Genomic DNA, 21,258 nt, shown 5'->3' with positions numbered 1-21,258 from the left:
CTCCCAAGTGGTGAACACAGCGACGGCCGGTCGGCGCGAGGGCCGACCGGCCGTGGAGGACACCCCGACCCTGTCGGAATGTCGATCAGTCGGTCAATCGATTAATCGGCTGCCTACCCGACGGTCGAGAGGACGAACGAGAACTCCACCGGCTGCGCCCTCAGGAAGTACTGCGGCAGCGGACCCGGGCCGCAGGACTGCGAACCGATGCCGTGCAGCCCGTGGTCGAGGTTGACCCACACCGTGTCGCCGGCCGTGAGATCGCTGCGGTGCCGGGCGGCGTCGAGTTGCTCGGTCGTCCAGCGCCGCGCGGTGAACCAGAACTCCGGGTCGCCCTCGATCCGCAGGCCTCCGAGCTCCACCCAGCGCACGTCGGCACGGGCGCCGTTCTCCTGCGGACGCACGTACGGCGTCTGCAGCCCGTCCACCGTCGACTGCCAGCGGCCCACCATGGACGCCTTCCGGGTGTCCGGGTACGCCTCGCCGGGACCGCCGCCGAACCACTCCACCCGGTCCGCTTCCGCCAGCCCGAAGCGCACACCGAGCCGGGGCAGCGGCACCGTCCAGTCGCCCTGCGGCGTCACGGACACGGACAGCCGCAGCCGCTCGCCGTCGGACGTCCAGCGGTACACCGTGTCCAGGCCCACCTCGCGGGCGGCGGGCGCCACCCGGGTCCGGACGGTCAGCGCGTCGTCGCCGGCCTCGACCGAGACCAGGCGGTGCCGCATGCGGTGCAGGCCGAGCGTGCGCCACAGCATCCCGTAGCGGGTGTCGGTCTGCCACTCGGCACCGTCGTCGTTGTCGGTCGGCGCCCGCCACACGTCCAGCCGCGGCGCCGCGGCGACCTCCACCCCGTCGACCGAGAGGAGCGCCCCGGTGCGGGCGTCGAACCGGGCCGGGCCGAGCGTGATCCGGTGCTCGTCGAGCACCGGCCGGTCGGTCGCGGGGAAGGACGGCAGCGGCCGTGCCCCCACCGCGAACTGACCCCAGGCCACGACGTGGCCCTTCGGGGCCCAGGACGTGTCGTCCGCGAGCAGCGCCCGCACCGTCCACTGGCGTTCGCCGCCCCGGCCGTCCATGGGCGGCTCCGGCAGCTTCACCTCGGCACTCTCGCCCGGTGCCAGCGCCGGCACCCCGAGCGAACCCGACTCGACGGTCTCGCCGTCCACCTGGCACGACCATTCGAAGGCCAGCGCGGACAGGTCGGCGAAGTCGTGCTTGTTGGTGACCCGCACGGTGCCGTTCGCGCCGTCGCCCTCGATGTGGACGGGCTCGATCACCTTCTTGTACTCGACGAGACCCGGCGACGGGGTCCGGTCCGGGAAGACCAGCCCGTCGCAGACGAAGTTGCCGTCGTGCAGCTCCTCGCCGAAGTCACCGCCGTAGGCGTAGCCCAGCTCGGGGTGCTTGACGCCGTGGTCGATCCACTCCCAGATGAACCCGCCCTGGAGCCGCTCGTACTTCTCGAACAGCTCCTGGTAGTCGGCGAGCCCGCCCGGGCCGTTGCCCATGGCGTGCCCGTACTCGCACTGGATGAAGGGGAGCTCACGGCGCTTGTGGGTGCCGCCGTCGAGCCGCTGCCCGATCTTCTCGACCTCGTCGTGGGAGGCGTACATCCGCGAGTACACGTCCGTGTCGCGGCAGTTCCAGTCGCCCTCGTAGTGCACGAGCCGCTCGGGGTCGCGGTCACGGATCCACTCGGCCATGGCGGTGAGCCCGCGGCCGGTGCCGGCCTCGTTGCCCAGCGACCAGAACACGACCGACGGGTGGTTCTTGTCCCGCTCGACCATGCGCGCCGCGCGGTCCAGCAGGGCCGGGGTCCAGCGGTCGTCGTCGACCGGGTTGTCCCGCCAGTCCTGCTCGGTGAAGCCGTGGGTCTCCAGGTCGCACTCGTCGATGACCCACAGGCCGTACTCGTCGCACAGGTCCAGGAAGGCCGGGTGCGGCGGGTAGTGGGAGGTGCGCACGGCGTTGAGGTTGTGCCGCTTCATCAGCAGCACGTCCTCGCGCATGGTCTCCAGGTCGAGCGCGCGCCCGTGCTCGGGGTGCCACTCGTGCCGGTTGACGCCCTTGAACAGGACGGCCTTGCCGTTGACCTTGACGAGCCCGTCCTCCAGGACGACCGTGCGGAAACCGATCCGCAGCGGTACCCGCTCCCCGCCCGTGGCCAGCACACCGTCGTAGAGCTTCGGCGTCTCGGCGGTCCACGGCTGCACGGCCACCGTCACCGGCTCGCCGGTGGCGACATCGATGTCCAGGGCCGGCACGCTCACCCGGCCGTCGACGTCGGAGTCGACGCGCAGGGTGCCCTCGCCGGTGGTGTGGTCGTAGGAGGCGTGCACGAAGAAGTCGCCCACGCCGCCGGACGGGCGGTGCAGCAGCGTCACGTCACGGAAGATGCCCGGCAGCCACCACTGGTCCTGGTCCTCCAGGTACGACCCGGCCGACCACTGGTGCACGCGCACGGCCAGCACGTTGGCGCCCGGCTTCAGCAGCTCGCCGACCGCGAACTCGTGCGGCAGCCGGGAGCCCTTGAACTCGCCGAGCTCCGTGCCGTTCAGCCAGACGCGGGCGCAGGACTCGACACCGTCGAAGCGCAGCACCGCCCCGCCGTCCGACGGCCAGTCGGACGGCAGGTCGAAGACGCGCAGATGGTCACCGGTCGGGTTCTCCGTCGGGACGTACGGCGGGTCCACCGGGAAGGGGTAGAGGTGGTTGGTGTAGATCGGGGAGCCGAACGCCCCGTCGCCCTGGAGGACCCAGTGCCCGGGGACCGTGACCTCGGCCCAGTTCCCGGCGTCGTAGCCCTCCTCGGCGAACGAGTCGTCCTCGGCGTCGATCGTCGCGGACAGCCGGAAGCGCCAGCTGCCGTTCAGGGACAGGGACCGCGCGTCCGAGGACGCGTACCAGGCGCGGGGCGGCAGGGCCCCGGTGCCCGGGGAGACGTCCTCGACGTAGTCGACGGATGGGGTCGTGCGGAAAGACATCGGTCTCCTAGCTCAGCCCTTGATGCCGGTCTGTGCGATCCCCTGCACCAGCCAGCGCTGGAGGAAGAGGAAGACGAACACCAGGGGCAGGATGGAAAAGGCCGTGGCCATGAAGATCAGGTGGAAGACGACGGTCTGGTTGGTCATGTAGTTGGAGAGCGCGACCTGGACGGTCCACGAACCCGGGTCCTGGCCGATGACCAGGGGCCACAGGAAGGCGTTCCAGCCGTTGATGAAGGTGATGGTCGCCATCGCCGCGAAGAAGTTCAGCGAGTTGGGCACCACGATGCGCCAGTAGGCACCCCAGTATCCCAGCCCGTCCACGCGCGCCGCCTCCTCCAGCTCCTTGGGGAACCCCAGGAAGTACTGCCGGAACAGGAAGCAGGTGAAACCACTGAACAGGCCCGGGATGATGAGACCCCGGTAGGTGTCCACCCAGCCGAGCGACGACACCAGGACGAAGCTCGGAACGAAGGTGACCGCCGTCGGGACCATCAGGGTGCCCAGGACGGCGTAGAAGACCTTGTTGGCGTGTTTGTACGGGATGCGGGCCAGGCCGTAACCCGCGAGGGAGCACACCAGCAGGACACCGACGGTGTGCAGGGTGGCCACGATCGCGGAGTTCCACAGGGACTGCGCGAAGGGCACCGTTTCGTCGGTGAACAGTTCACTGACGTTGCCCCACTGGATGTCCGTGGGGAAGAACTTCCAGTTCTCTCCGGTGATCTCGGCATCGGTGGAGAGGGCGTTGCGGATGATCAGGTAGAAGGGGATCAGGAAGAGGAGGGCGGCGATCCCGGTGGCTATGTAGAGGCCGGTGGAGCTCATCACGCCGCCACCGCGCCTGTCGCGGCGGGGCTTGCCTGACGGCGGCGCGGACTTCCGCACCTCGGGCACTGTGGTGGTCACTTGGACTCCTCCCCCCTTCCGAAGCCCATGAACTTGCCCTGGAGCAGGGTCACGGCACAGATCAACACGGTCAGGATGACCGCGCCCGCGCTGCCGGCGCCGTAGTCCTGGCTCTCGCCCAGGGCCTTGTAGTACAGCTCGACGAGGGGCGGACGACCCCAGGTGGTCTTGGACAGCAGGTTGAAGAACTCGTCGAAGGCCTGGTAGGCGGCGATGAGCAGCAGCAGGACCACCGCGGTGGAGGTGGCGCGCAGCTGCGGCAGCGTGATGTACCGGAAGGTCTGCCAGCCCGGCTTGGCGCCGTCGATGGCGGCGGCCTCGTACAGCTCGTCCGGGATGTTCTGCAGCGCCGCGATGAAGAGGATCATGAAGAAGCCGGACTGCAACCACAGCCGCGCGGTGACGATGACCAGCCAGTACCAGGGCGGGTTGGGGTCGGCCAGCCAGGCGATGTTCTCGATCCCGAACCAGCTCAGGACCGTGTTCATCAGGCCGAAGCGGACTCCGCTGAAGATGGACATCTTCCAGATCAGCGAGGCGGCCACGTAGCTGCACGCGGTCGGCAGGAAGAAGACGGACCTGAAGAACGCCCGCATGAAGCGCAGCCGGTTCACCAGCAGGGCCAGGCTCAGGGAGAGCGCCCAGGTGGTGGGCACGATGAACGCGGCGAAGACGGTGAACGTGACGAGTGAGCCGACGAAGTCGTCGTTCGTCAGCATGTACACGTAGTTGTCGAAGCCGACGAACTTGTCGGGCGTGACGGTGAAGCGTGCCTCGAAGAAGCTGAGCCAGAGGCTCCACAGGATCGGGGCGTAGACGAAGATCCCCAGGCCGATGAGGAACGGCCCGGTGAAGATCCAGAAGTTGAAGGTGGGGCTGCCCCGCAGACCCCGCCGCGGCTTGGCCGGTGAGGCCTTCACCGCGGCAGGGCGCGCGAGGTCGCGCGTCTTGGTCGTCGACATGTCGTGGTCCGTCCCGCGGTCTATCCGAACAGCTTCTTGAGCTCGCGGTTGACGGCGGCGTCGCACTTGTCGAGGGCGGCCTCCGGGTCCATGTTCTTGCGGACGCAGTTGGCGAAGACGTCCTCGAACGAGGTGCGCATGGCCTGGGTCCAGCCGATGTTGTCGAAGTGCCCGAACTCGTTGAAGAGCCTGACGCCCTCGGCGGCGTTGCCCGACTTGAGCTTGTCGGCGGACTCCGCGATCGAGTTACGCGGCGGAATGTGGAAGCCGTAGGAGGTGGCCCAGTCCTCCTGGTACTGCTTCTGGTCGATCCACAGCCACTTCACGTACTCCTTGGCCGCCTCGACGTTCTTGCCCTTGGCGTTGACGAACATCGACCAGCCGCCGTTGTAGACCGACTGCTTGCCGGAGTCCGTGACCTTCGGGAAGGGGAAGACCCCCCAGTCGTCGCCGAGCGCGTCCTGGATCGCCGGCATCGCCCACATGCCGCAGAACTGGATGGCGCACAGGCCCTGGTTGAACGAGGAGGGGTCCCAGGACTCGGTCGGTGCGCCGAGCAGAAGGTCGCCGCTGGTGAACAGCTTGCGCATCTTCTTCAGGCCCTCGATCACGCCGTCAGTGTGGTAGGCGATCTGGTTCTTCTCGTCGAGGTGCTGGGCGCCGGCCGACCAGATCAGCGTGTCGTTGACGCTGTGCAGGTCGTTGCCCATGTACAGGCCCTTGACCTTGCCGGTGGTCAGCTTGGCGGCGGCCTCCATCAGCTCGTCGAGCGTGGTCGGCACGTCGACGCCCGCCTTCTCCAGCATCGACTTGCGGTAGAAGAAGAACTGCGGGTCGTCGATCATGCGGACGCCGTATATCTTCCCGTCCACCGTGTGCGACTTGATGTCCGCCGGATTGAAGTCGTCCTTGACCGGCTCGATGAGGTCGGTCAGATCCGCCACCTGCCCGCTCTTGACCATCTGGATCTGCGGATGGAACTCGAACAGGTCGGGCGCGTTGTCGGTGAGCAGTGTCGCGAAGAGCTTGCTCTCGAAGTCGGCGCTGGTGATCCACTGTGTGGTCACGTTGGCCTTGTCGTAGGCCTTCGCGTACCTCTTGATGGCCTGCTCGGTTCCGGCCTCACCGTACGCGTGGAAGTACTGCACGAGGTTCTTGCCGGACCCGGACCCGCCGCCCCGTCCGGTGTTGCTGCCGCACGCGGCCAGTCCGCCCGCGGCGGCCAGGCCCATCGCGGCCCGCAGTACGTTGCGGCGGTCCCAGTTCATGTTGCTCGATGCCGACATGCTGACGTCCTTGTCTCGAGTGCGGCTGCGGCTCTGCGGCTCACTGCCTGATGTCACGGCCCGGGGGCTCGCACCAGATGGCTCAAAGGGAGGTGCGGTGCGGGACGCTAGAGCTTCGGTTAAGCCTTCGGCAAGGGGTTGGACGAAGTCTGCACGAAGCGTTGTGTCCGGTTCGCGATTTCGAACACCCGGAGGGAGTGGAGGAGTTGGTTCCACCCCTACGGCGGTGGGACGGTGGTGCGTCTCCTCGCGGGGGCGGTGCGTGTGCCGTTCCGCTGCCCGACGGCCTGCAGTGCGCCCTCCAGCGCGAACGTCGCCGCGCCGAGGCACACCGGGTCGGTGGGGATCGGGGAGAGAACGACCCGGGTGGCGGCCAGCGGCCGTGGCAGCGCGTGCCGGGTCACGGCCTCGCGCACCTCGTGCAGCAGCGGCTCGCCCAGGGTGCGCGCCACCCAGCTGCTCAACACGACGACCTCGGGGTTGAACAGGTTGACCAGGTCCGCGACACCGGCGCCCAGATAGCGGGCGGTGTCGTGCACGACCTGGCGCGCCACGGGATCGCCCGCCGCGACCCCGCGGGCCAGGGCGTCGATGGTGGCCGTCTGGTCATCGGGGTGCAACAGCGGGCTGCCGGGGCTCAGTTCGCACAGGTTCAGCATGATGCCGCGTGCGCCGACGTACGCCTCCACACAGCCGTGGTCGCCACAGCGGCACAGGCGTCCGTCCAGCACCATCGTGGTGTGGCCCCACTCGCCGGCGCTGTTGCTGACGCCGCGGTGCAGCCCGCCGCCGAGGACGAGCCCGGCGCCGACGCCGGTGCCGAGGTTGACCACCACGGCGTTCCCGCGCCCGCGCGCGGCTCCGAACCACAGCTCGGCGACCGCGCTGGCGCGCAGCGGGTTGTCCAGGTACAGCGGGTAGGCGATGTGCTCGGTGAGCAGTTCGAGGAGCGGTACGTCGTGCCAGTCCCAGTTGGGCGCGTACTCCGAGATGCCGGTCGCGCGGTCCACCTGCCCGGGCACGCTCACGCCGACCCCGAGCACCCGGGCGCCCTCGATGCCGGCCTGGGTGACCACCGAGCCGACGGCGGTGGCCACGTGCCCGACCACCTGCTCGGGCAGGCTCTCACTGGGCGGGACATCCTCCTCGGCGCGGGCCAGGACGTTCAGGCCCAGGTCGAACAGCTCGACATGGACGTACGTCTCGGCGATGTCGACGCCGATCAGCGCGCCGCCCGAGGTGTTGACCGCGACCAGGCCGCGGGGGCGCCCGCCCGCCGAGTCCTCGAAGCCGACCTCGATGATCATGCGGAGGTCGAGCAGTTCGCCGACGAGGGTGGCGACCGTCGCGAGGCTCAGGCCTGTGGCCGCTGCCAGTTCCTGCCGGGAGGTGGGTGACTCGGCGATGATCTGGCGCAGCACCTCGTAGCGGTTCGCGGTGCGGATGTCACGTGAGGTGCGCTTCACCGGGTGCCCCATTCCTTCCCAGACCGGCCGGCCGGGTCGGACGTCGGCACCGGCGCGGCGCAAGGCTATGGGCTGCCGGGACTTTCGACAAGGGGTTAGGAAAGGGGCTTTATAAAGTGCGGGCCTGGTGAAAGCCGGTGATGGCCGACCGTGGCCTGCCCATGATGCCTCAGTGCGGGTGCGGGTGCGGGTGCGGGTGCGGGTGCGGGTGCGGTCGGGGCGCGGGGCGGGGTGTCGTCAGTCCGCGTCCTCGGCGGCCCGGCCCGTAGTGCCCGCCGCTTCCTCGCCCCGGCGGCCCGTGCCGGCGACCGCGGCGGCCAGTTGCCGCTGCACCTGCTCGGGCAGGGGGGTGCCGCGCACGGTCCCCGTCAGGTCCTGGGCCAGGTTGTGGAGCCTGGTGTTGGTGTTCTGGGAGGTCCTGACCAGCACGCTCCAGGCCGCCTCGGGGCTCAGGCCGAAGGAGGCCATCAGGATGCCGCGGGCCAGATCGATGGTGGGCCGGGTCTGCATGGCGCGGCGCAGCTGGGTGACCTCGGCGCGGAGGTCCTGGTCGTCCTCCTGCGGCGGGGCGGTGGCGGGCACGGCGCCTTCCCGCGGGTCGGCCTCCTCGCCTTCCCGCAGGGCGGTGTCCCCGCCTTCACGCGGGTCGGTGTCCTCGAACAGCTCCCGCGTGCCCGTCAGGCCGAGAAGGCGCTCGACCGCGACGCCGCAGGACCGGACGGTGACCGTCTTGCCCTGGTCGACGGCGTGTGCGCGCAGGTCCAGCAGCGCCTTGAGGCCGGAGCAGTCGCAGAACCCGACCGCGTCCAGACGCAGGTCGATGCCGCTGCCCGACAGGGTGAGCATGTCGTAGAGCTCGGGCAGCAGCCGACGGCTGCCCAGATCCAGTTCGCCCCACATCGTCACGGACATCCGGTCGCCGTCCGGAACGACGTCCATGGTCGCCATGCACGGCGGGACCGCCGCCGGTGCACTGTCGCCCACCACGGGTGCGGCCCCCGGCTGCGGGTGAGACAGCGCAGCGTACGCAGGCTCCGGCATGGCCCTGTTCTCCCTCGTCTGTCCGCCTTGCCTCCGCTTCCAGCGTTGCCCCTCTACCCCATACACGTCAACTGATACATGAAATGGAGTACGTGTTTTTGAGTGCGTGAATGTGATGTCGCTAGAGTTGGAGCATGGATGGAGTGCCCGAGCCACACACCGGATGGACGTTCCTCACCAACCACGCCCGCGTGCTGGCCGCCATTGCCGACAATCGCAGCGCCCGCATCAGGGACATCGCGGCCCACTGCCGGCTCACCGAACGAGCCGTGCAGAAGATCATCGCCGACCTGGAGCAGGACGGATACCTCTCCCACACCCGGGAGGGGCGCTCCAACACGTACCGGATCGACCCCGGCAAGGTGCTGCGTCACCCGGCCGAGGCGGGGCTGACCGTGGCGTCCCTGATGTCCCTGCTCGTCAAGGACGAGGCCGACCGCGCCACGAACTCCACCTCCCGCGTCCGCCCCCACGTCACCACCTGACCGACGCAGGCCTTGGGGTTCCTCGCAAGACCGGGTGCGGCGTCCGCGCGGGCGTGCCGCGCGGACGCACGTCATGAACCCGACTCGGCGGGCCGCCCCCCGCGGACGGCCGACCGGCCCCGGTGCCCGCCTACGCCCCCGCTGCGAGCACCTCCCGCACGAAGGTGTTGGTGAACTTCCCCCGGGGGTCCAGCTCCCGCGTCAGCGCCCGGAAGTCGCCGAGCCGCGGATACAGCGCGCGCACGGCGGGGGCGGGTACGGCGAACACCTTGCCCCAGTGCGGCCGTGCCCCGAAGGGGGCCAGCGCCTCCTCGACCCGCCGCACCACCGGCAGCACCGCCGGGGTGTCCTCGACCCAGGTGAAGTGTGCCGCGACGGTGTCCCGGCCGTGGCAGGGGCTCAGCCACTGGTCGTCGCCGGCCACCGTGCGCACCTCGCAGGTCTGCAGCACGGGCGCGATCGTCGCGCGGATCGCGTCGAGCGCGTGCAGCATCTCCACGGCGTGCCCGCGCGGCAGCAGGTACTCCGACTGAAGTTCCGCCCCGCTGCTCGGGACGAACTCCGCCCGGAAGTGCGGCAGCCGCTGGTGCCACGGCCCCGGCACACCGAACTGCTCGGTGCAGTTGAGCGCGGGCATGCCCGGCACCGGGTGCATCTTCTCGGTGGCGGGAGTGGCCCAGGGGAAGGCGGGCAGCGGCTGGTCGGTGCGCCGCTTGAGCCACACCTGACGGAAGCCCGGCGCCCGCCAGTCGGTGAACAGGCTGACGCTGTACCCCGTCGCCATCACCGTCTCGAACGCCCCCTGGTCCAGGCCCTCCAGCGGCAGTTCGGTGAACACGTGCTGCTCGACCTCGTAGGCCGGCTCCAGGTCGAGGGTGAGCGCGGTGACGACGCCGAGCGCGCCGAGTGAGGTGACGGCCCCGCCGAACCGCTCCTCGTCCCGGCCCATGGTGACCGCCGAACCGTCGGCCGTGACCAGCTCCACCTCCCGCACGGACGCCGAGAGCGGGCCGTTGAGCACCCCCGAGCCGTGGGTGCCGGTGGCGACCGATCCGGCCACCGAGATGTGCGGCAGGGACGCCATGTTGTGCAGTGCGAGCCCCTGCCCGTGCACCTGGCGGGCCAGCTCCGCGTAGCGCACGCCGCCGCCGACGCGAACCGTACGGGCGGCCGTGTCGACGTCCACCTGAGGGGGCAGGCCGGCCAGCGACAGCAGGACGCCCTCGGGACCCGGTTCGGCGATCTCGTTGAACGAGTGCCCGCTGCCCAGGACCCGCACCCGGTCGCCGTCCGCGACGAGCGCGCGCAGCGCGGCGAGCGAACCGGGCCGGTGCAGTTCCTTGGCCGCGTAGGTGATGTTGCCCGCCCAGTTGGTCACGGTCCCGTTCATCGCGTCGTCCTTCCCCGAGACAGCGGGGGCCGGGAAGCCCCCGCCGGAACCTACCCCGCCCGGTGTCCGTTGCCGCTGCCGCCCGACCCGGCCTACCGTAGGCAGGGTAGAGAGCGGTTTCTACCCGTGTGGCGGGAGCCGTTCCGCATGCGTCCCCCGAGCCGGAAGGTCACCTCCTTGAGCCAGCGCCCCCAGGCACTGTTCGCCATGGCCGCCGAGAACGTGCCGCAGGTCTTCCCGCCCGGGGTGCTGGCGCGGCTGCGCGAGTCCGTGGACGTCGATCCGGACCTCGTGGCCCAGGACTTCACCGAGCCGCGTGTCCTCGACGCGCTGGCCCGGACCGAGATCCTGGTGACCGGCTGGGGGTGCCCCCGCCTCGACGCGGCGGTCCTGGACGCCGCTCCCCGGCTGCGGGCGGTGCTCCACTCGGCCGGCTCCGTGAAGTCCTTCGCCACTCACGTCCTCCGGGAGCGCGGCGTCACCGTCTCCTCGGCCGCCGCCGCCAACGCGCTGCCGGTCGCCGAGTACACCCTCGCCATGATCCTGCTCGCCGGGAAGGACGTCCTCGCCGCCCGCGACCGCCTGCGCACCTCCCGCACGTCCACCGGCTGGGGCGTCATCCCCGGTATCGGCAACTACGGCCGCCGGGTCGGCGTCATCGGCGCCTCCCGCATCGGCCGCCGCGTCCTCGACCTGCTGCGCCCCTTCGACCTGCGCCCCGCCCTCACCGACCCGTACGTCGACGAGCGGCAGGCCGCCGAGCTCGGCGTCCCCCTGCTGCCCCTGGACGAGCTGCTGCGTACGTCCGGCATCGTCACCGTCCACGCCCCCGAGACGCCCGAGACCCACCACATGATCGGCCGCCGCGAGCTGGCCCTGATGCCCGACGGGGCCGTGCTGATCAACACCGCGCGCGGCGCGCTGGTCGACCACGACGCCCTGGTGGCGGAACTGCGCGCCGGGCGCCTGACGGCGATCCTCGACGTCACCGACCCGGAGCCGCTCCCCGCCGACTCGCCCCTCTACGACCTGCCCGGCGCCTTCGTGACCCCCCACCTCGCGGGCTCCCAGGGCAACGAGCTGGCCCGGCTCGGCCTGACGGTCGCACAGGAGGCGGAACGGCTGCTGGCCGGGGAGGAGCCGGCGCACGGGGTCGACTGGGCGGTACTGGCGCGCGAAGCCTGACCCGCTCGCCACCCCGGCGGAAAGGCATCACGAACAGGACATTCCATCGGCTCGGGGGGACCCGGTACCGGCCGCGTACACCCATGGGCATACCGTGAGGAGTCGTACGTCCGAACCGGGAGGAGACACGGGATGGGCAGCCGTACCGCGCTGGTCGAGGATCTGATGGAGCGGTTCCCGCACGTGCCGCGGGAGGCCGTCTTCAAGGAGGACCTGCTCCGCGGCGGAGTCGCCTTCGACCCGTCCGCGCTCAGCGACAACGAGGGCGGCGAGGTCAAGCCGAAGTCGTACTTCATCTTCTCCTTCGACCACGGCACCCTGCCCGAACTGGGCGAGGCCGCGCTGCGCCGGCCGCCCGAGGAGATCATCCTCACCGGCGGCCCCTACGACCTGCGCCGCACCGTCGTCTCGGTAAGGGTGAACCCCTCCTCGCCGTACCGCGTCGCCGCGAACGAGGACGGGGTGCTCGGCCTCTACCTCGACGGCAAGCGGATCTCCGACGTCGGCGTGCCGCCCATGCCCGAGTACTACCGGCACACCCTCTCCAACGGGAAGTCGGTCATGGAGGTGGCCCCGACCATCCAGTGGGGCTACCTGATCTACCTGACCGTCTTCCGGGTCTGCCAGTACTTCGGCGCCAAGGAGGAGTGCCAGTACTGCGACATCAACCACAACTGGCGCCAGCACAAGGCCGCCGGCCGGCCCTACACGGGCGTGAAGGACGTCGAGGAGGTCCTGGAGGCCCTGGAGATCATCGACCGGTACGACACGGCGAAGGCCTCCACCGCCTACACCCTCACCGGCGGCGCCATCACCAAGACGGTCTCCGGCCGCGACGAGGCCGACTTCTACGGCCACTACGCCAAGGCCATCGAGGAGCGCTTCCCCGGCCGCTGGATCGGCAAGGTCGTCGCCCAGGCGCTGCCCCGCGACGACGTCCAGCGCTTCAAGGACTACGGGGTGCAGATCTACCACCCCAACTACGAGGTGTGGGACGAGTACCTCTTCAAGATGTACTGCCCGGGCAAGGAGCGGTACGTCGGCCGCGACGAGTGGCACAAGCGGATCCTCGACTCGGCCGAGATCTTCGGTGCGCGCAACGTCATCCCCAACTTCGTGGCGGGCGTGGAGATGGCCGAGCCGTTCGGTTTCAAGACGGTCGACGAGGCCATCGCCTCCACCACCGAGGGCCTGCGCTTCTTCATGTCGCACGGCATCACGCCCCGCTTCACGACCTGGTGCCCGGAGCCCACGACGCCGCTCGGCAAGGCCAACCCGCAGGGTGCGCCCCTGGAGTACCACATCCGCCTGCTCCAGGCCTACCGGCAGACGATGGAGGACTTCGGTCTCTCCTCGCCCCCCGGCTACGGGCCGCCCGGTGCCGGCAACGCGGTCTTCTCGGTCAGCTCCTTCATGGACAGCCTCCCGGCCGACGAATCGACCGCTGTTTGATAACGCTTCGATGACGTCGTCCTTCGCGGCGGCACGACATTGAGCAGCAGGGCGGTCGTACCCGTATGACACTCCGAGGCCGGAGCCACGGGGGTGCGGCCGCCCTGTCGTGATATCTGAACAGGGCGCTTGTCAGTTGTGTGAGAGGCGTGAAAAGCTCTTGCCCTGCCGCGAGGTTCCCCCCAACTCCAATGCCGATGTGGTGAGTTGACCTCGCTTGTGGATGCAGGAGACTCATGCCCGACCTGCCGACCCCTCAGGACGCCACCGAGGCCGCGCTGTTCTCCGAGTGCTGGGACGCGGTCCTCGCGTACGCCGACCTGTGCACCTCCGGTTCCACCGCCGCCGCACAGCTGGGCCGCGAGGCGTTCGCACACGGCATACGCGAGGCCCGGGCCGCCGAATCCGGCCCGGTCCGCGGCACCGGCCGCCGCCCGGCCCGGCTGCCCCGCATACCCCTGCTGCTGACCGCCGTACGCACCACGGCCGCGGCCTGGGAAGAGGAGGGGCAAGGCCACAAACTCGACCCCGACCTGCGCCTGTGGCTCAACTCGGACAACGCCGCCCGTTACACCGGCCCGCCCCTGCAGCGCCCGCTCGCACTGCGCGGCCTGCGCGATCTGCAGCAGCCCGACGCGGAACTGCTCTGGTTCGCCGAGGTGGAGGCGCTGCCGCTGCCCCTGGTCGCGCGCCGTCTGGGCCTCGACCCGGCCGGCGCCGCCGAGGAACTCCAGCAGGTACGCACCCTGTTCCGGGAACGCTGCCACCGCAACCACCTCGACACGCCGATGGACGCCCGGTGCCGCAGCTACGCCCGGCTGCTGGACGCCGTCACCCGCTCCTCCGCCGCCGAGACGCCCGGCGACCTCTCCCGCCACCTCGCCACCTGCGTGCAGTGCGCCGAGGCCGCCGCCTGTCTGCGCCTGCACGGCGGCGGACTGCCCGGTGCGCTGGCCGGCGGAGTGATCGGCTGGGGCGGCCTCGCCTACCTGGAGCGCCGCCGCCGCGCCGCCGAGGTGCGGCTCGGCGCGGGACGCCCCGGCGCCGCCGACCAGGCCGCCGGAGAGCCGGAGGAGGTGGAGCAGAAGGCGCGTGCCGCCCGCAACGGCCTCCTCGTCGCCGCGGTCCTGGTCTCCGTGCTGGCCCTCGGCGTCTCCCTGATGCCCTTCGGCGGCGAGGGCGACGACCTCGGCGCACGCGAGGGCGTCGACCGTCAGCCGGTGGCCGATCCCGGCCCGTCCCTGCCCTCCGCCCCCTCCCTGCCGCCCGCGACCTCGAAGCCGGACACCCGCAACGCCCAGAGGACCGAGCGGCCGGACCCCTCCGGCACGCCGGAGGACGAGAACCGCCACACCGAACCGCAGGGCACCTCCTCACCCACCCACCGGGCCGAGCCCGACGAGAGCGGGGAACCCGCCTGCCGGGTCGAGTACGACCTGGTCAACCAGTGGCCCGACGGCTTCCAGGCCACCGTCACCGTCACCAGCGCCGAGTCCCTCGACTCCTGGCGCCTCGCCTGGTCCTTCCGGGACGGCCAGCAGGTCGGCCAGATGTGGGACGCCTCCGTCGCCCAGAACGGCTCCCGCGTCACCGCGACCGCCGCCGACTACAACAAGGCGGTCCCCGCGGGCGGCGACCTGGCCTTCGGCTTCCTCGCCTCCTGGCGCGGGAAGAACTCCCCGCCGTACGACTTCGAGCTGAACGGCCGAGCCTGCGCGAAAAGCGGTTGACGCACCTCCGCCGTGAACGGATAGCGTGACGGCGGTTCCGCGCACACGGCGGTTCCACGACGAGAAGAAGCAGAAGAACGAGGAGGTGTCGACCGATGGCTGTCACTGCGATGAGCGCTGCCCGCGTCCAGTTCATCACGTCCACCTCCGCGGCCGCCGGCTGATCCGACCGACTGTCGGGCCGGGGCCGACCTGGAAAGGGTCACCCTTGTCTTCCTCTTCCTCATCCGCTTCATCCGTTTCCTCCGCGCTCGCTCCCTACGGCTGGGACGAGGCCTGGGCCGAGGCGTTCGCCCCCTACGCGACCGAAGGGCTGCTGCCCGGCCGCGTCGTCCGGGTCGACCGTGGGCAGTGCGACGTCGTCACCGCCGACGCACTCCTGCGGGCCGACACCGCGTTCGTCACCCCCCACGACCCCCTGCGGGTCGTGTGCACCGGCGACTGGGTCGCCGTCGAGCCCGGCGGGAACCCGCGCTACGTGCGCACCTGTCTGCCGCGCCGTACCGCCTTCGTCCGCTCCACCTCCTCCCAGCGCTCCGAGGGGCAGATCCTCGCGGCCAACGTCGACCACGCCGTCATCGCCGTGTCCCTCGCGGTCGAGCTGGACCTCGGCCGCATCGAGCGCTTCCTGGCGCTCGCCTGGGAGTCCGGGGCCCAGCCCGTCGTCGTCCTCACCAAGGCCGACCTCGTGCCGGACGCCGTGACCCTTTCGCACCTCGTCCAGGACGTGGAGACGAGCGCGCCCGGCGTGCCGGTCCTGCCGGTCAGCTGCGTCGACGACAGGGGAGGGCTCGACGTGCTCGCCGCGATCGTCGGCGGAGGGACGTCCGTGCTGCTCGGGCAGTCCGGCGCGGGCAAGTCGACCCTCGCCAACGCGCTGCTCGGCGCGGACGTGATGGCCGTCCAGGCCACCCGGGACATCGACGGCAAGGGCCGCCACACCACGACCACGCGCAACCTGCTCGCGCTGCCCGGCGGGGGCGTCCTGATCGACACCCCCGGACTGCGCGGCGTCGGCCTGTGGGACGCCGAAACCGGTGTCGGGCAGGTGTTCTCCGAGATCGGGGAACTGGCCGAGCGGTGCCGCTTCCACGACTGCGCCCACGAGGCCGAGCCGGGCTGTGCCGTGCTGGCCGCCATCGAGACCGGCGCACTGCCGGAACGACGGTTGCAGAGCTACCGCAAGCTCCTGCGCGAGAACCAGCGCATCGTCGCCAAGACCGACGCCCGCCTGCGGGCCGAGATCCGCAAGGACTGGAAGCGGAAGGGGGCGATCGGCAGGGCCGCGATGGAGGCGAAGCGCGGACCGCACTGGCGTTCGTAAAAAGGCCGCCGACGGGCCGCCGACCGTGTCGAGCGTGCTGTCCGATTTCCGCCAGCGGCCACCCGGCCCACGGCGGAGACTGGACCTGTGACGGACCAGGGAACGGACGCGGACACCAGGTACGAGGCCGTACGCGGCCGCGACGCCCGTTTCGACGGCGTGTTCTTCTTCGCCGTCGAGACGACCGGCATCTACTGCCGGCCGAGCTGCCCCGCGGTCACCCCGAAGCGGGCCAACGTACGGTTCTTCGCCACGGCAGCCGCCGCGCAGGGCTCGGGATTCCGGGCCTGCCGGCGGTGCCGCCCGGACACCGTGCCCGGCTCCGCCGAGTGGAACGTCCGCGCGGACGTGGTCGCCCGGGCCGTGCGGCTGATCGCCGACGGCGTGGTCGACCGGGAGGGCGTCCCAGGGCTCGCCGGACGCCTCGGCTACAGCGCACGACAGGTGCAGCGGCAGCTCACCGCCGAGCTCGGCGCCGGGCCGGTCGCCCTCGCCCGGGCCCAGCGGGCCCACACCGCGCGCGTCCTGGTGCAGACCACCGAACTGCCGATCACCGAGATCGCGTTCGCGTCGGGATTCGCCAGCGTGCGGCAGTTCAACGACACGATCCGGGCCGTGTACGCGGCGACCCCGAGCGAGCTGCGCGCCGCCGCACCGAAGAACGGCCGGGGCCGCCGTACGGCCACCCCGAACGCCGGCATCCCGCTCCGGCTCGCCCACCGCGGCCCCTACCGGGCCGGGCCCGTCTTCGACCTGCTGGAACGCGAGGCCGTGCCCGGCATCGAGCAGGTGAGCGGCCCGCCCGGCACCCGCACCTACCGGCGCACCCTCCGCCTCCCGTACGGCACCGGCATCGTCGCAGTCGGCGAACGCCCCGGCACCACGCGGACCGGACCCGGCGCCCACCCGGGCGGCTGGCTCGACGCCCGGCTTCACCTCACCGACCCGCGCGACCTGACCACCGCCGTCCAGCGGCTGCGCAGGCTCTTCGACCTCGACGCCGACCCGTTCGCCGTCGACGGGCGCCTCGCCGCCGACCCGCGGCTGGCACCCCTGGTCGCCGCCCGGCCCGGTCTGCGCTCACCCGGCACCGCCGACCCGGAGGAACTCGCCGTACGCGCGCTGGTGGGGCCCGCGGAGACGGAACGGCTCGTACGGCGCTACGGCAAGGCCCTCGACGCCCCCTGCGGCAGCCTCACCCACCTCTTCCCCGAGCCCGCCGTCCTCGCCGGGGCCGAACCCGACGGCACCCTCGGCGCGCTCACGACCGCCCTCGCCGACCACGCCGTCCGGCTGGACCCCGGCGCCGACCGGGAGGACACGTGGCACGCCCTGCGCGCCGTGCCCGGGCTGGACGCCCGCACGGTCGCGGTCATCCGCACCCGCGCCCTGGGCGACCCGGACGTGGCCCTGCCGGGCCTCGACGCCCCCGACCACTGGCGCCCCTGGCGCTCGTACGCTGTGAACCACCTGCGCGCAGCAGGGGAGTGGGAGTTGTGATGACCGACCCGACCTACTGGACGAGCGTGCCCGGCCCCCTCGGGCCGCTGCTCCTGACCGCCGCCCCGACCGGCGAACTGACCTCCGTGTCCGTGCCCGGCCAGAAAGGCGGACGCGAGGTGCGCGACGACTGGCGACGCGACGCCGGGCCCTTCCGGGAGGCCGAGGAACAGCTCACCGCCTACTTCGCCGGGGAGCTGAAGGAGTTCCATCTGGCCTGGCGCACCGAGGGCACCGCCTTCCGGGAGAAGGTCTGGGCCGCCCTGGACGACATCCCCTACGCCTCGACCGTGACGTACGGCGAGATCGCCGCGCGCATCGGGGCGCCCCGGGCGGCCGTGCGGGCCGTGGGCGGTGCGATCGGGGCGAATCCGCTGCTGGTGGTCCGCCCCTGCCACCGGGTGATCGGGGCGGACGGCGCACTGACCGGATACGCCGGGGGCCTGGACCGCAAGGTGCGGCTGCTGACCCACGAGGGGGTGCTGCCGGCGTGAGACTCAGACCCACACGACCGCGCCCGCCCAGGCCGCCGCGATCAGCTGGCAGGTGAACAGTTCGGCCAGGATGCGGGAGCCGCCCGCGCGCATGACCGTGCGCAGGGCGGCGACCGCGTCGGCGTGACGGCCGAGGCGCAGCCGTTCGAAGAGGTAGACACCGGCCAGAAATCCGGGGATCGCGCCGAGGACGGGAACCAGGACGAAACCGAGGACGGAACCGGCTCCGGCGTAGGCCAGCATGCGGCTGTTGGTGCGGTTCACGCGCAGCCGCCGGGGCGGCAGGGCCCAGCGCACGCCCAGCGAGACGAGCAGCAGGGCCGTGGCGCCGACCAGCACCCACCAGGCGACGGGCTGCGGATCCTTCAGCGCCCACCACATGACCGCGGCCCACACCAGCCACGATCCCGGCATGGCGGGCAGCAGCACTCCGCACAGCCCGAACAGGATGACCAGTCCGACCAGCAGGAGGTCCCACACTCCCATCTGACCAGACTGCCGGAATACGCGAGAACGCGCAGGTCAGCAGCGTGGCCGGGGCTCAGACCCACAGGTCAGCCGCTCGCGGACCGCCGGACGCCGAATATCGCATGACCGTTCTACGGCTCACTCGACGTGTCGTTCACCGGCGGGTGACCGGCCGGTTTTTTCCACAAGCCCCGTTTTCATCCCGCTCGTGCGGTGGACAATGACCGGCATGAGCCAGCAGGGGGGAAGGCCCACCGGTCCCGAGGACGACTGGTGGAGGCAGTTGTACGACGACTCCACCGACGACACGGGACCCACACCGGCACCGGACTCCCTCGACGACCGGTTCGCGTCCGCGTCCGGGGCCGTGGGAGACGGTCCGGAAGGACGGTCCGGATCCGCGGCCGGGCCGGTGCGGCGGCCCTCCCGGGCGGAGCCGGTGGTCCCGGCGCCCCGGTCCGGGGCCGACGACATGATGGACGTGCTCCGCCCCGGCGACCGGACCCCGCAGCGCGCCCCCTGGGAACCACCCCCGGCCCGCCCCCCGGGTCCCGTGAGCTTCCCGACGGCGGCGAAACCACCCGGCCGCCCCGCCGACCGCCCGCCCTCGGACGAGCACCCGGGCGATGCGAACGCGCCGACCGGCCTCCGTGGGCCCGTGGACGAGCCCCCGGGCGGCGCGTCCCCGTCCACCGGCTTCCGTGCGCCCGCGGACGGGCACCCGGGCGGCGCGGTCCCGTCCACCGGCTTCCGTGCGCCCGCGGACGGGCACCCGGGCGATGCGAACGCGCCGACCGGCTTCCGTAGGCCCGCCGGAGAGCGCCCGGGTGGACCGGCCTCGCCCGCGGCGGCGCCCGGCACACCCTCGGCCGAGCGGGCAGGCGACGCGCCGCCCGCGGCCGGTCCCCGTGGGCCCGCCGCGAGCCCGGGGCAGTCCCCCGCCTCGGCGTTCCCCGCGTCGCGAACGCCTCCGGCCCCTCCGCCCCCCGCGGATCCCCCGGCCCCTCCGCCCCCCGCGGATCCCCCGGCCCCTCCGCCCCCCGCGGATCCCCCGGCCTGGCCGGGCCCCGAGGCCCTCCCGGGCACGGCGGCCGGCACACCCGAGAGTCCCACCCCTCCGGCAGCCGCCCCGCCCCCCGACGAACCCGTGTCCGCACCACCCGAGGCGGGTCACGGGGCCTTGCCTGCCGCAGAGCCCGGTTCCACGGCGCACCCGGCCACGGCCGCCTGGCCGCCCGTGCCGCCACGGTCCGGTGCCTCGCCGACGAGCAGCCCCGATCAGCCGCCCGTGCCCCCACGTCCTCCCGAGCCGCCGACCGCCGCCCGCCGCCCTACGGACCCGCCCTCGGCGCCGCCGCGCCCGGCCGAGTCGGCGTCCGGCGTGCGACAGCCCGCCGACGCGCCGTCCGAGGCGTACCGCCCGGCCGAGCCGCCGCCCGCGGCGCAACGCCCCGCCGAGCCCCTGCAGTCGACTCCGCCGCCGCCTCTGTCTTCGCCCCCCGTCCCCCCTCCCGCGACCGACCATCCCGGCCCCCGGATCGAGCGCCCCGTGCGCACCCCCGGGCCCCGTGGCCACGTCGGGACCCGGCCGCCCACCTACGACGCCGAACCCACCGCTCTCCCGGCCGCGGATCCGGATGATCTCGACGACCTCGTGGCGGACACCGTGCTGGACGGGGCCCGGTACGGAGCCTGCACGTTGCGGGCCGTTTCCGTGCGGGGGGACTCCGCTCGGTACCGGGGGGAGCCCCGCAGGGACGCGCTGCTCAACGCCCGGTTCGGCGCGGGGGAGCAGGCGCTGCTGCTGGTGGCGATGGCGACCGGGGCCCGGGCCACGCGGGGTGCGCACCGGGCCGCCGCCGAGGCCTGTGGCTGGATCGGGCGGGCCGTGGGGCGCAGTCACGCGCGTCTGGTCGAGGACATAAGGGACGGCCGGCGCGGCGACCTCAAGTCCGGGCTGCACCGGCTCACGGACCGCAGTCTCGGCAAGCTGCGGGCCAGCGCCTCCGAGCAGGGCGTGGACCCCGAGGAGTACGCGGCCAGCCTGCGCTGCCTGCTGCTGCCGGCCGATCCCGCCTGCCGTACGCGTGTGTTCTTCGGGGTCGGGCCGGGCGGACTGTTCCGGTTGCGGGAGGGGGAGTGGCAGGACATCGAGCCGCAGGTCGCCGATCTCAAGGGCGAACCCGTCGTGGGGTTCGGCTCGCCGCCCTCCGAGACCCCCGAGGGGGACCGGCTCACCATGGACCTGGGCATCCCGACACCACCCAGCCCGTACGAACCGGCCCCGGAGCCGCCCCGCGAGCCCTTCCGGTTCCGGACCTCCGTCGCCCGCCCGGGTGACACGCTCCTGATGTGCAGCGCCGGTCTCGCCGAACCGCTGCGCGGTGAGCCCGAACTGGGCGAGTACCTCGCCGAGCGGTGGTCCCGGCCCGAGCCGCCCGGCCTCGCCGCGTTCCTCGCCGACTCCCAAGTACGGGTCAAGGGTTATGCGGACGACCGCACGGCCGCCGCGGTGTGGGAGGCGTGAGCGCCGCTCGTGTGACCTGATGGAACCCGGAGGGGGTGGTGAGCGCGACGTG

General features: G+C 72.0%; 16 protein-coding genes. 8 read left to right on the top strand and 8 right to left on the bottom strand.

Annotation, left to right across the window (positions count from 1 at the left end):
* Positions 1-113: 113 nt before the first annotated feature.
* The 6 genes from QNO09_RS20375 to QNO09_RS20350 all read right to left on the bottom strand — a co-directional run bounded on the left by QNO09_RS20375 (position 114) and on the right by QNO09_RS20350 (position 8,558).
* Positions 114-2,987, bottom strand: coding sequence for a glycoside hydrolase family 2 TIM barrel-domain containing protein (locus QNO09_RS20375; RefSeq protein WP_283971643.1), 2,874 nt, complete (start codon positions 2,985-2,987; stop codon positions 114-116).
* Between the two features lie 12 nt (positions 2,988-2,999).
* Complete coding sequence (locus QNO09_RS20370) at positions 3,000-3,896, bottom strand: carbohydrate ABC transporter permease (protein WP_283971642.1); 897 nt, start codon at positions 3,894-3,896, stop codon at positions 3,000-3,002.
* A complete protein-coding gene (locus QNO09_RS20365) occupies positions 3,893-4,858 on the bottom strand; it encodes a carbohydrate ABC transporter permease (protein WP_283971641.1) in 966 nt (321 codons plus the stop codon). The genes QNO09_RS20370 and QNO09_RS20365 overlap by 4 nt, the downstream gene beginning before the upstream one ends.
* Before the next feature lie 20 nt (positions 4,859-4,878).
* A complete protein-coding gene (locus QNO09_RS20360; protein ID WP_283971640.1) occupies positions 4,879-6,144 on the bottom strand; it encodes an ABC transporter substrate-binding protein in 1,266 nt (421 codons plus the stop codon).
* Positions 6,145-6,362: 218 nt separating this feature from the next.
* A complete protein-coding gene (locus tag QNO09_RS20355; protein ID WP_283971639.1) occupies positions 6,363-7,622 on the bottom strand; it encodes an ROK family transcriptional regulator in 1,260 nt (419 codons plus the stop codon).
* A 225-nt stretch (positions 7,623-7,847) separates the two neighbouring features.
* The gene (locus QNO09_RS20350) at positions 7,848-8,558 is read right to left on the bottom strand and encodes an ANTAR domain-containing protein (protein WP_502962325.1); all 711 of its coding nucleotides are present in this window, start codon (positions 8,556-8,558) and stop codon (positions 7,848-7,850) included.
* A 227-nt stretch (positions 8,559-8,785) separates the two neighbouring features.
* Between QNO09_RS20350 and QNO09_RS20345 the strand changes: the two genes are divergently transcribed.
* Positions 8,786-9,136, top strand: a complete 351-nt coding sequence (locus tag QNO09_RS20345) for a helix-turn-helix transcriptional regulator (RefSeq protein ID WP_283971637.1) — start codon at positions 8,786-8,788, stop codon at positions 9,134-9,136.
* 130 nt (positions 9,137-9,266) lie between these two features.
* Here QNO09_RS20345 and QNO09_RS20340 read toward each other — a convergent pair whose 3' ends face one another.
* Entirely contained in the window at positions 9,267-10,526 is a 1,260-nt protein-coding gene (locus QNO09_RS20340) for an FAD-binding protein (RefSeq protein ID WP_283971636.1), read from the bottom strand.
* A gap of 177 nt (positions 10,527-10,703) precedes the next feature.
* On the opposite strand from QNO09_RS20340, the gene QNO09_RS20335 reads away from it, so the two are divergent.
* The 6 genes from QNO09_RS20335 (at position 10,704) to QNO09_RS20310 (ending at position 18,211) form a co-directional block, all read left to right on the top strand.
* Positions 10,704-11,711: a hydroxyacid dehydrogenase gene (locus QNO09_RS20335; protein ID WP_283971635.1), complete on the top strand. Its 1,008-nt coding sequence runs from the start codon at positions 10,704-10,706 to the stop codon at positions 11,709-11,711.
* Positions 11,712-11,843: 132 nt separating this feature from the next.
* The gene (locus QNO09_RS20330; RefSeq protein WP_283971634.1) at positions 11,844-13,163 is read left to right on the top strand and encodes a radical SAM protein; all 1,320 of its coding nucleotides are present in this window, start codon (positions 11,844-11,846) and stop codon (positions 13,161-13,163) included.
* A 236-nt stretch (positions 13,164-13,399) separates the two neighbouring features.
* A complete protein-coding gene (locus QNO09_RS20325; protein WP_283971633.1) occupies positions 13,400-14,893 on the top strand; it encodes a cellulose binding domain-containing protein in 1,494 nt (497 codons plus the stop codon).
* 208 nt (positions 14,894-15,101) lie between these two features.
* Positions 15,102-16,217: a ribosome small subunit-dependent GTPase A gene (gene rsgA / locus QNO09_RS20320; RefSeq protein ID WP_283971632.1), complete on the top strand. Its 1,116-nt coding sequence runs from the start codon at positions 15,102-15,104 to the stop codon at positions 16,215-16,217.
* An 87-nt stretch (positions 16,218-16,304) separates the two neighbouring features.
* A complete protein-coding gene (locus tag QNO09_RS20315) occupies positions 16,305-17,717 on the top strand; it encodes a DNA-3-methyladenine glycosylase 2 family protein (protein ID WP_283971631.1) in 1,413 nt (470 codons plus the stop codon).
* The gene (locus QNO09_RS20310; RefSeq protein ID WP_283971630.1) at positions 17,717-18,211 is read left to right on the top strand and encodes a methylated-DNA--[protein]-cysteine S-methyltransferase; all 495 of its coding nucleotides are present in this window, start codon (positions 17,717-17,719) and stop codon (positions 18,209-18,211) included. Before QNO09_RS20315 ends, QNO09_RS20310 begins: the two co-directional genes overlap by 1 nt.
* 3 nt (positions 18,212-18,214) lie before the next feature.
* Here the strand turns inward: QNO09_RS20310 and QNO09_RS20305 are convergent, their stop codons facing one another.
* Positions 18,215-18,697: a DUF456 domain-containing protein gene (locus QNO09_RS20305; RefSeq protein WP_283971629.1), complete on the bottom strand. Its 483-nt coding sequence runs from the start codon at positions 18,695-18,697 to the stop codon at positions 18,215-18,217.
* Between the two features lie 1,531 nt (positions 18,698-20,228).
* Here QNO09_RS20305 and QNO09_RS39990 point away from each other — a divergent pair.
* Positions 20,229-21,206: a protein phosphatase 2C domain-containing protein gene (locus tag QNO09_RS39990; RefSeq protein WP_502962324.1), complete on the top strand. Its 978-nt coding sequence runs from the start codon at positions 20,229-20,231 to the stop codon at positions 21,204-21,206.
* Positions 21,207-21,258 lie beyond the last annotated feature (52 nt).

This window comes from Streptomyces sp. 378, assembly GCF_030124145.1.
GTDB lineage: Bacteria > Actinomycetota > Actinomycetes > Streptomycetales > Streptomycetaceae > Streptomyces.
Note: the sequence above shows the minus strand (reverse complement) of the source record. Positions and strands in the feature narration are given on the sequence as shown.

Excerpts from the sequence above, each read along its gene's own strand:
- QNO09_RS20365 (WP_283971641.1), bottom strand. The coding sequence starts at position 4,858 with ATGTCGACGACCAAGACGCGCGACCTCGCGCGCCCTGCCGCGGTGAAG.
- QNO09_RS20325 (WP_283971633.1), top strand. The coding sequence starts at position 13,400 with ATGCCCGACCTGCCGACCCCTCAGGACGCCACCGAGGCCGCGCTGTTC.
- QNO09_RS20330 (WP_283971634.1), top strand. The coding sequence starts at position 11,844 with ATGGGCAGCCGTACCGCGCTGGTCGAGGATCTGATGGAGCGGTTCCCG.
- QNO09_RS20310 (WP_283971630.1), top strand. The coding sequence starts at position 17,717 with ATGACCGACCCGACCTACTGGACGAGCGTGCCCGGCCCCCTCGGGCCG.
- QNO09_RS20305 (WP_283971629.1), bottom strand. The coding sequence starts at position 18,697 with ATGGGAGTGTGGGACCTCCTGCTGGTCGGACTGGTCATCCTGTTCGGG.
- QNO09_RS20355 (WP_283971639.1), bottom strand. The coding sequence starts at position 7,622 with ATGGGGCACCCGGTGAAGCGCACCTCACGTGACATCCGCACCGCGAAC.
- QNO09_RS20345 (WP_283971637.1), top strand. The coding sequence starts at position 8,786 with ATGGATGGAGTGCCCGAGCCACACACCGGATGGACGTTCCTCACCAAC.
- QNO09_RS20375 (WP_283971643.1), bottom strand. The coding sequence starts at position 2,987 with ATGTCTTTCCGCACGACCCCATCCGTCGACTACGTCGAGGACGTCTCC.
- QNO09_RS20340 (WP_283971636.1), bottom strand. The coding sequence starts at position 10,526 with ATGAACGGGACCGTGACCAACTGGGCGGGCAACATCACCTACGCGGCC.
- QNO09_RS20360 (WP_283971640.1), bottom strand. The coding sequence starts at position 6,144 with ATGTCGGCATCGAGCAACATGAACTGGGACCGCCGCAACGTACTGCGG.
- QNO09_RS20350 (WP_502962325.1), bottom strand. The coding sequence starts at position 8,558 with ATGGCGACCATGGACGTCGTTCCGGACGGCGACCGGATGTCCGTGACG.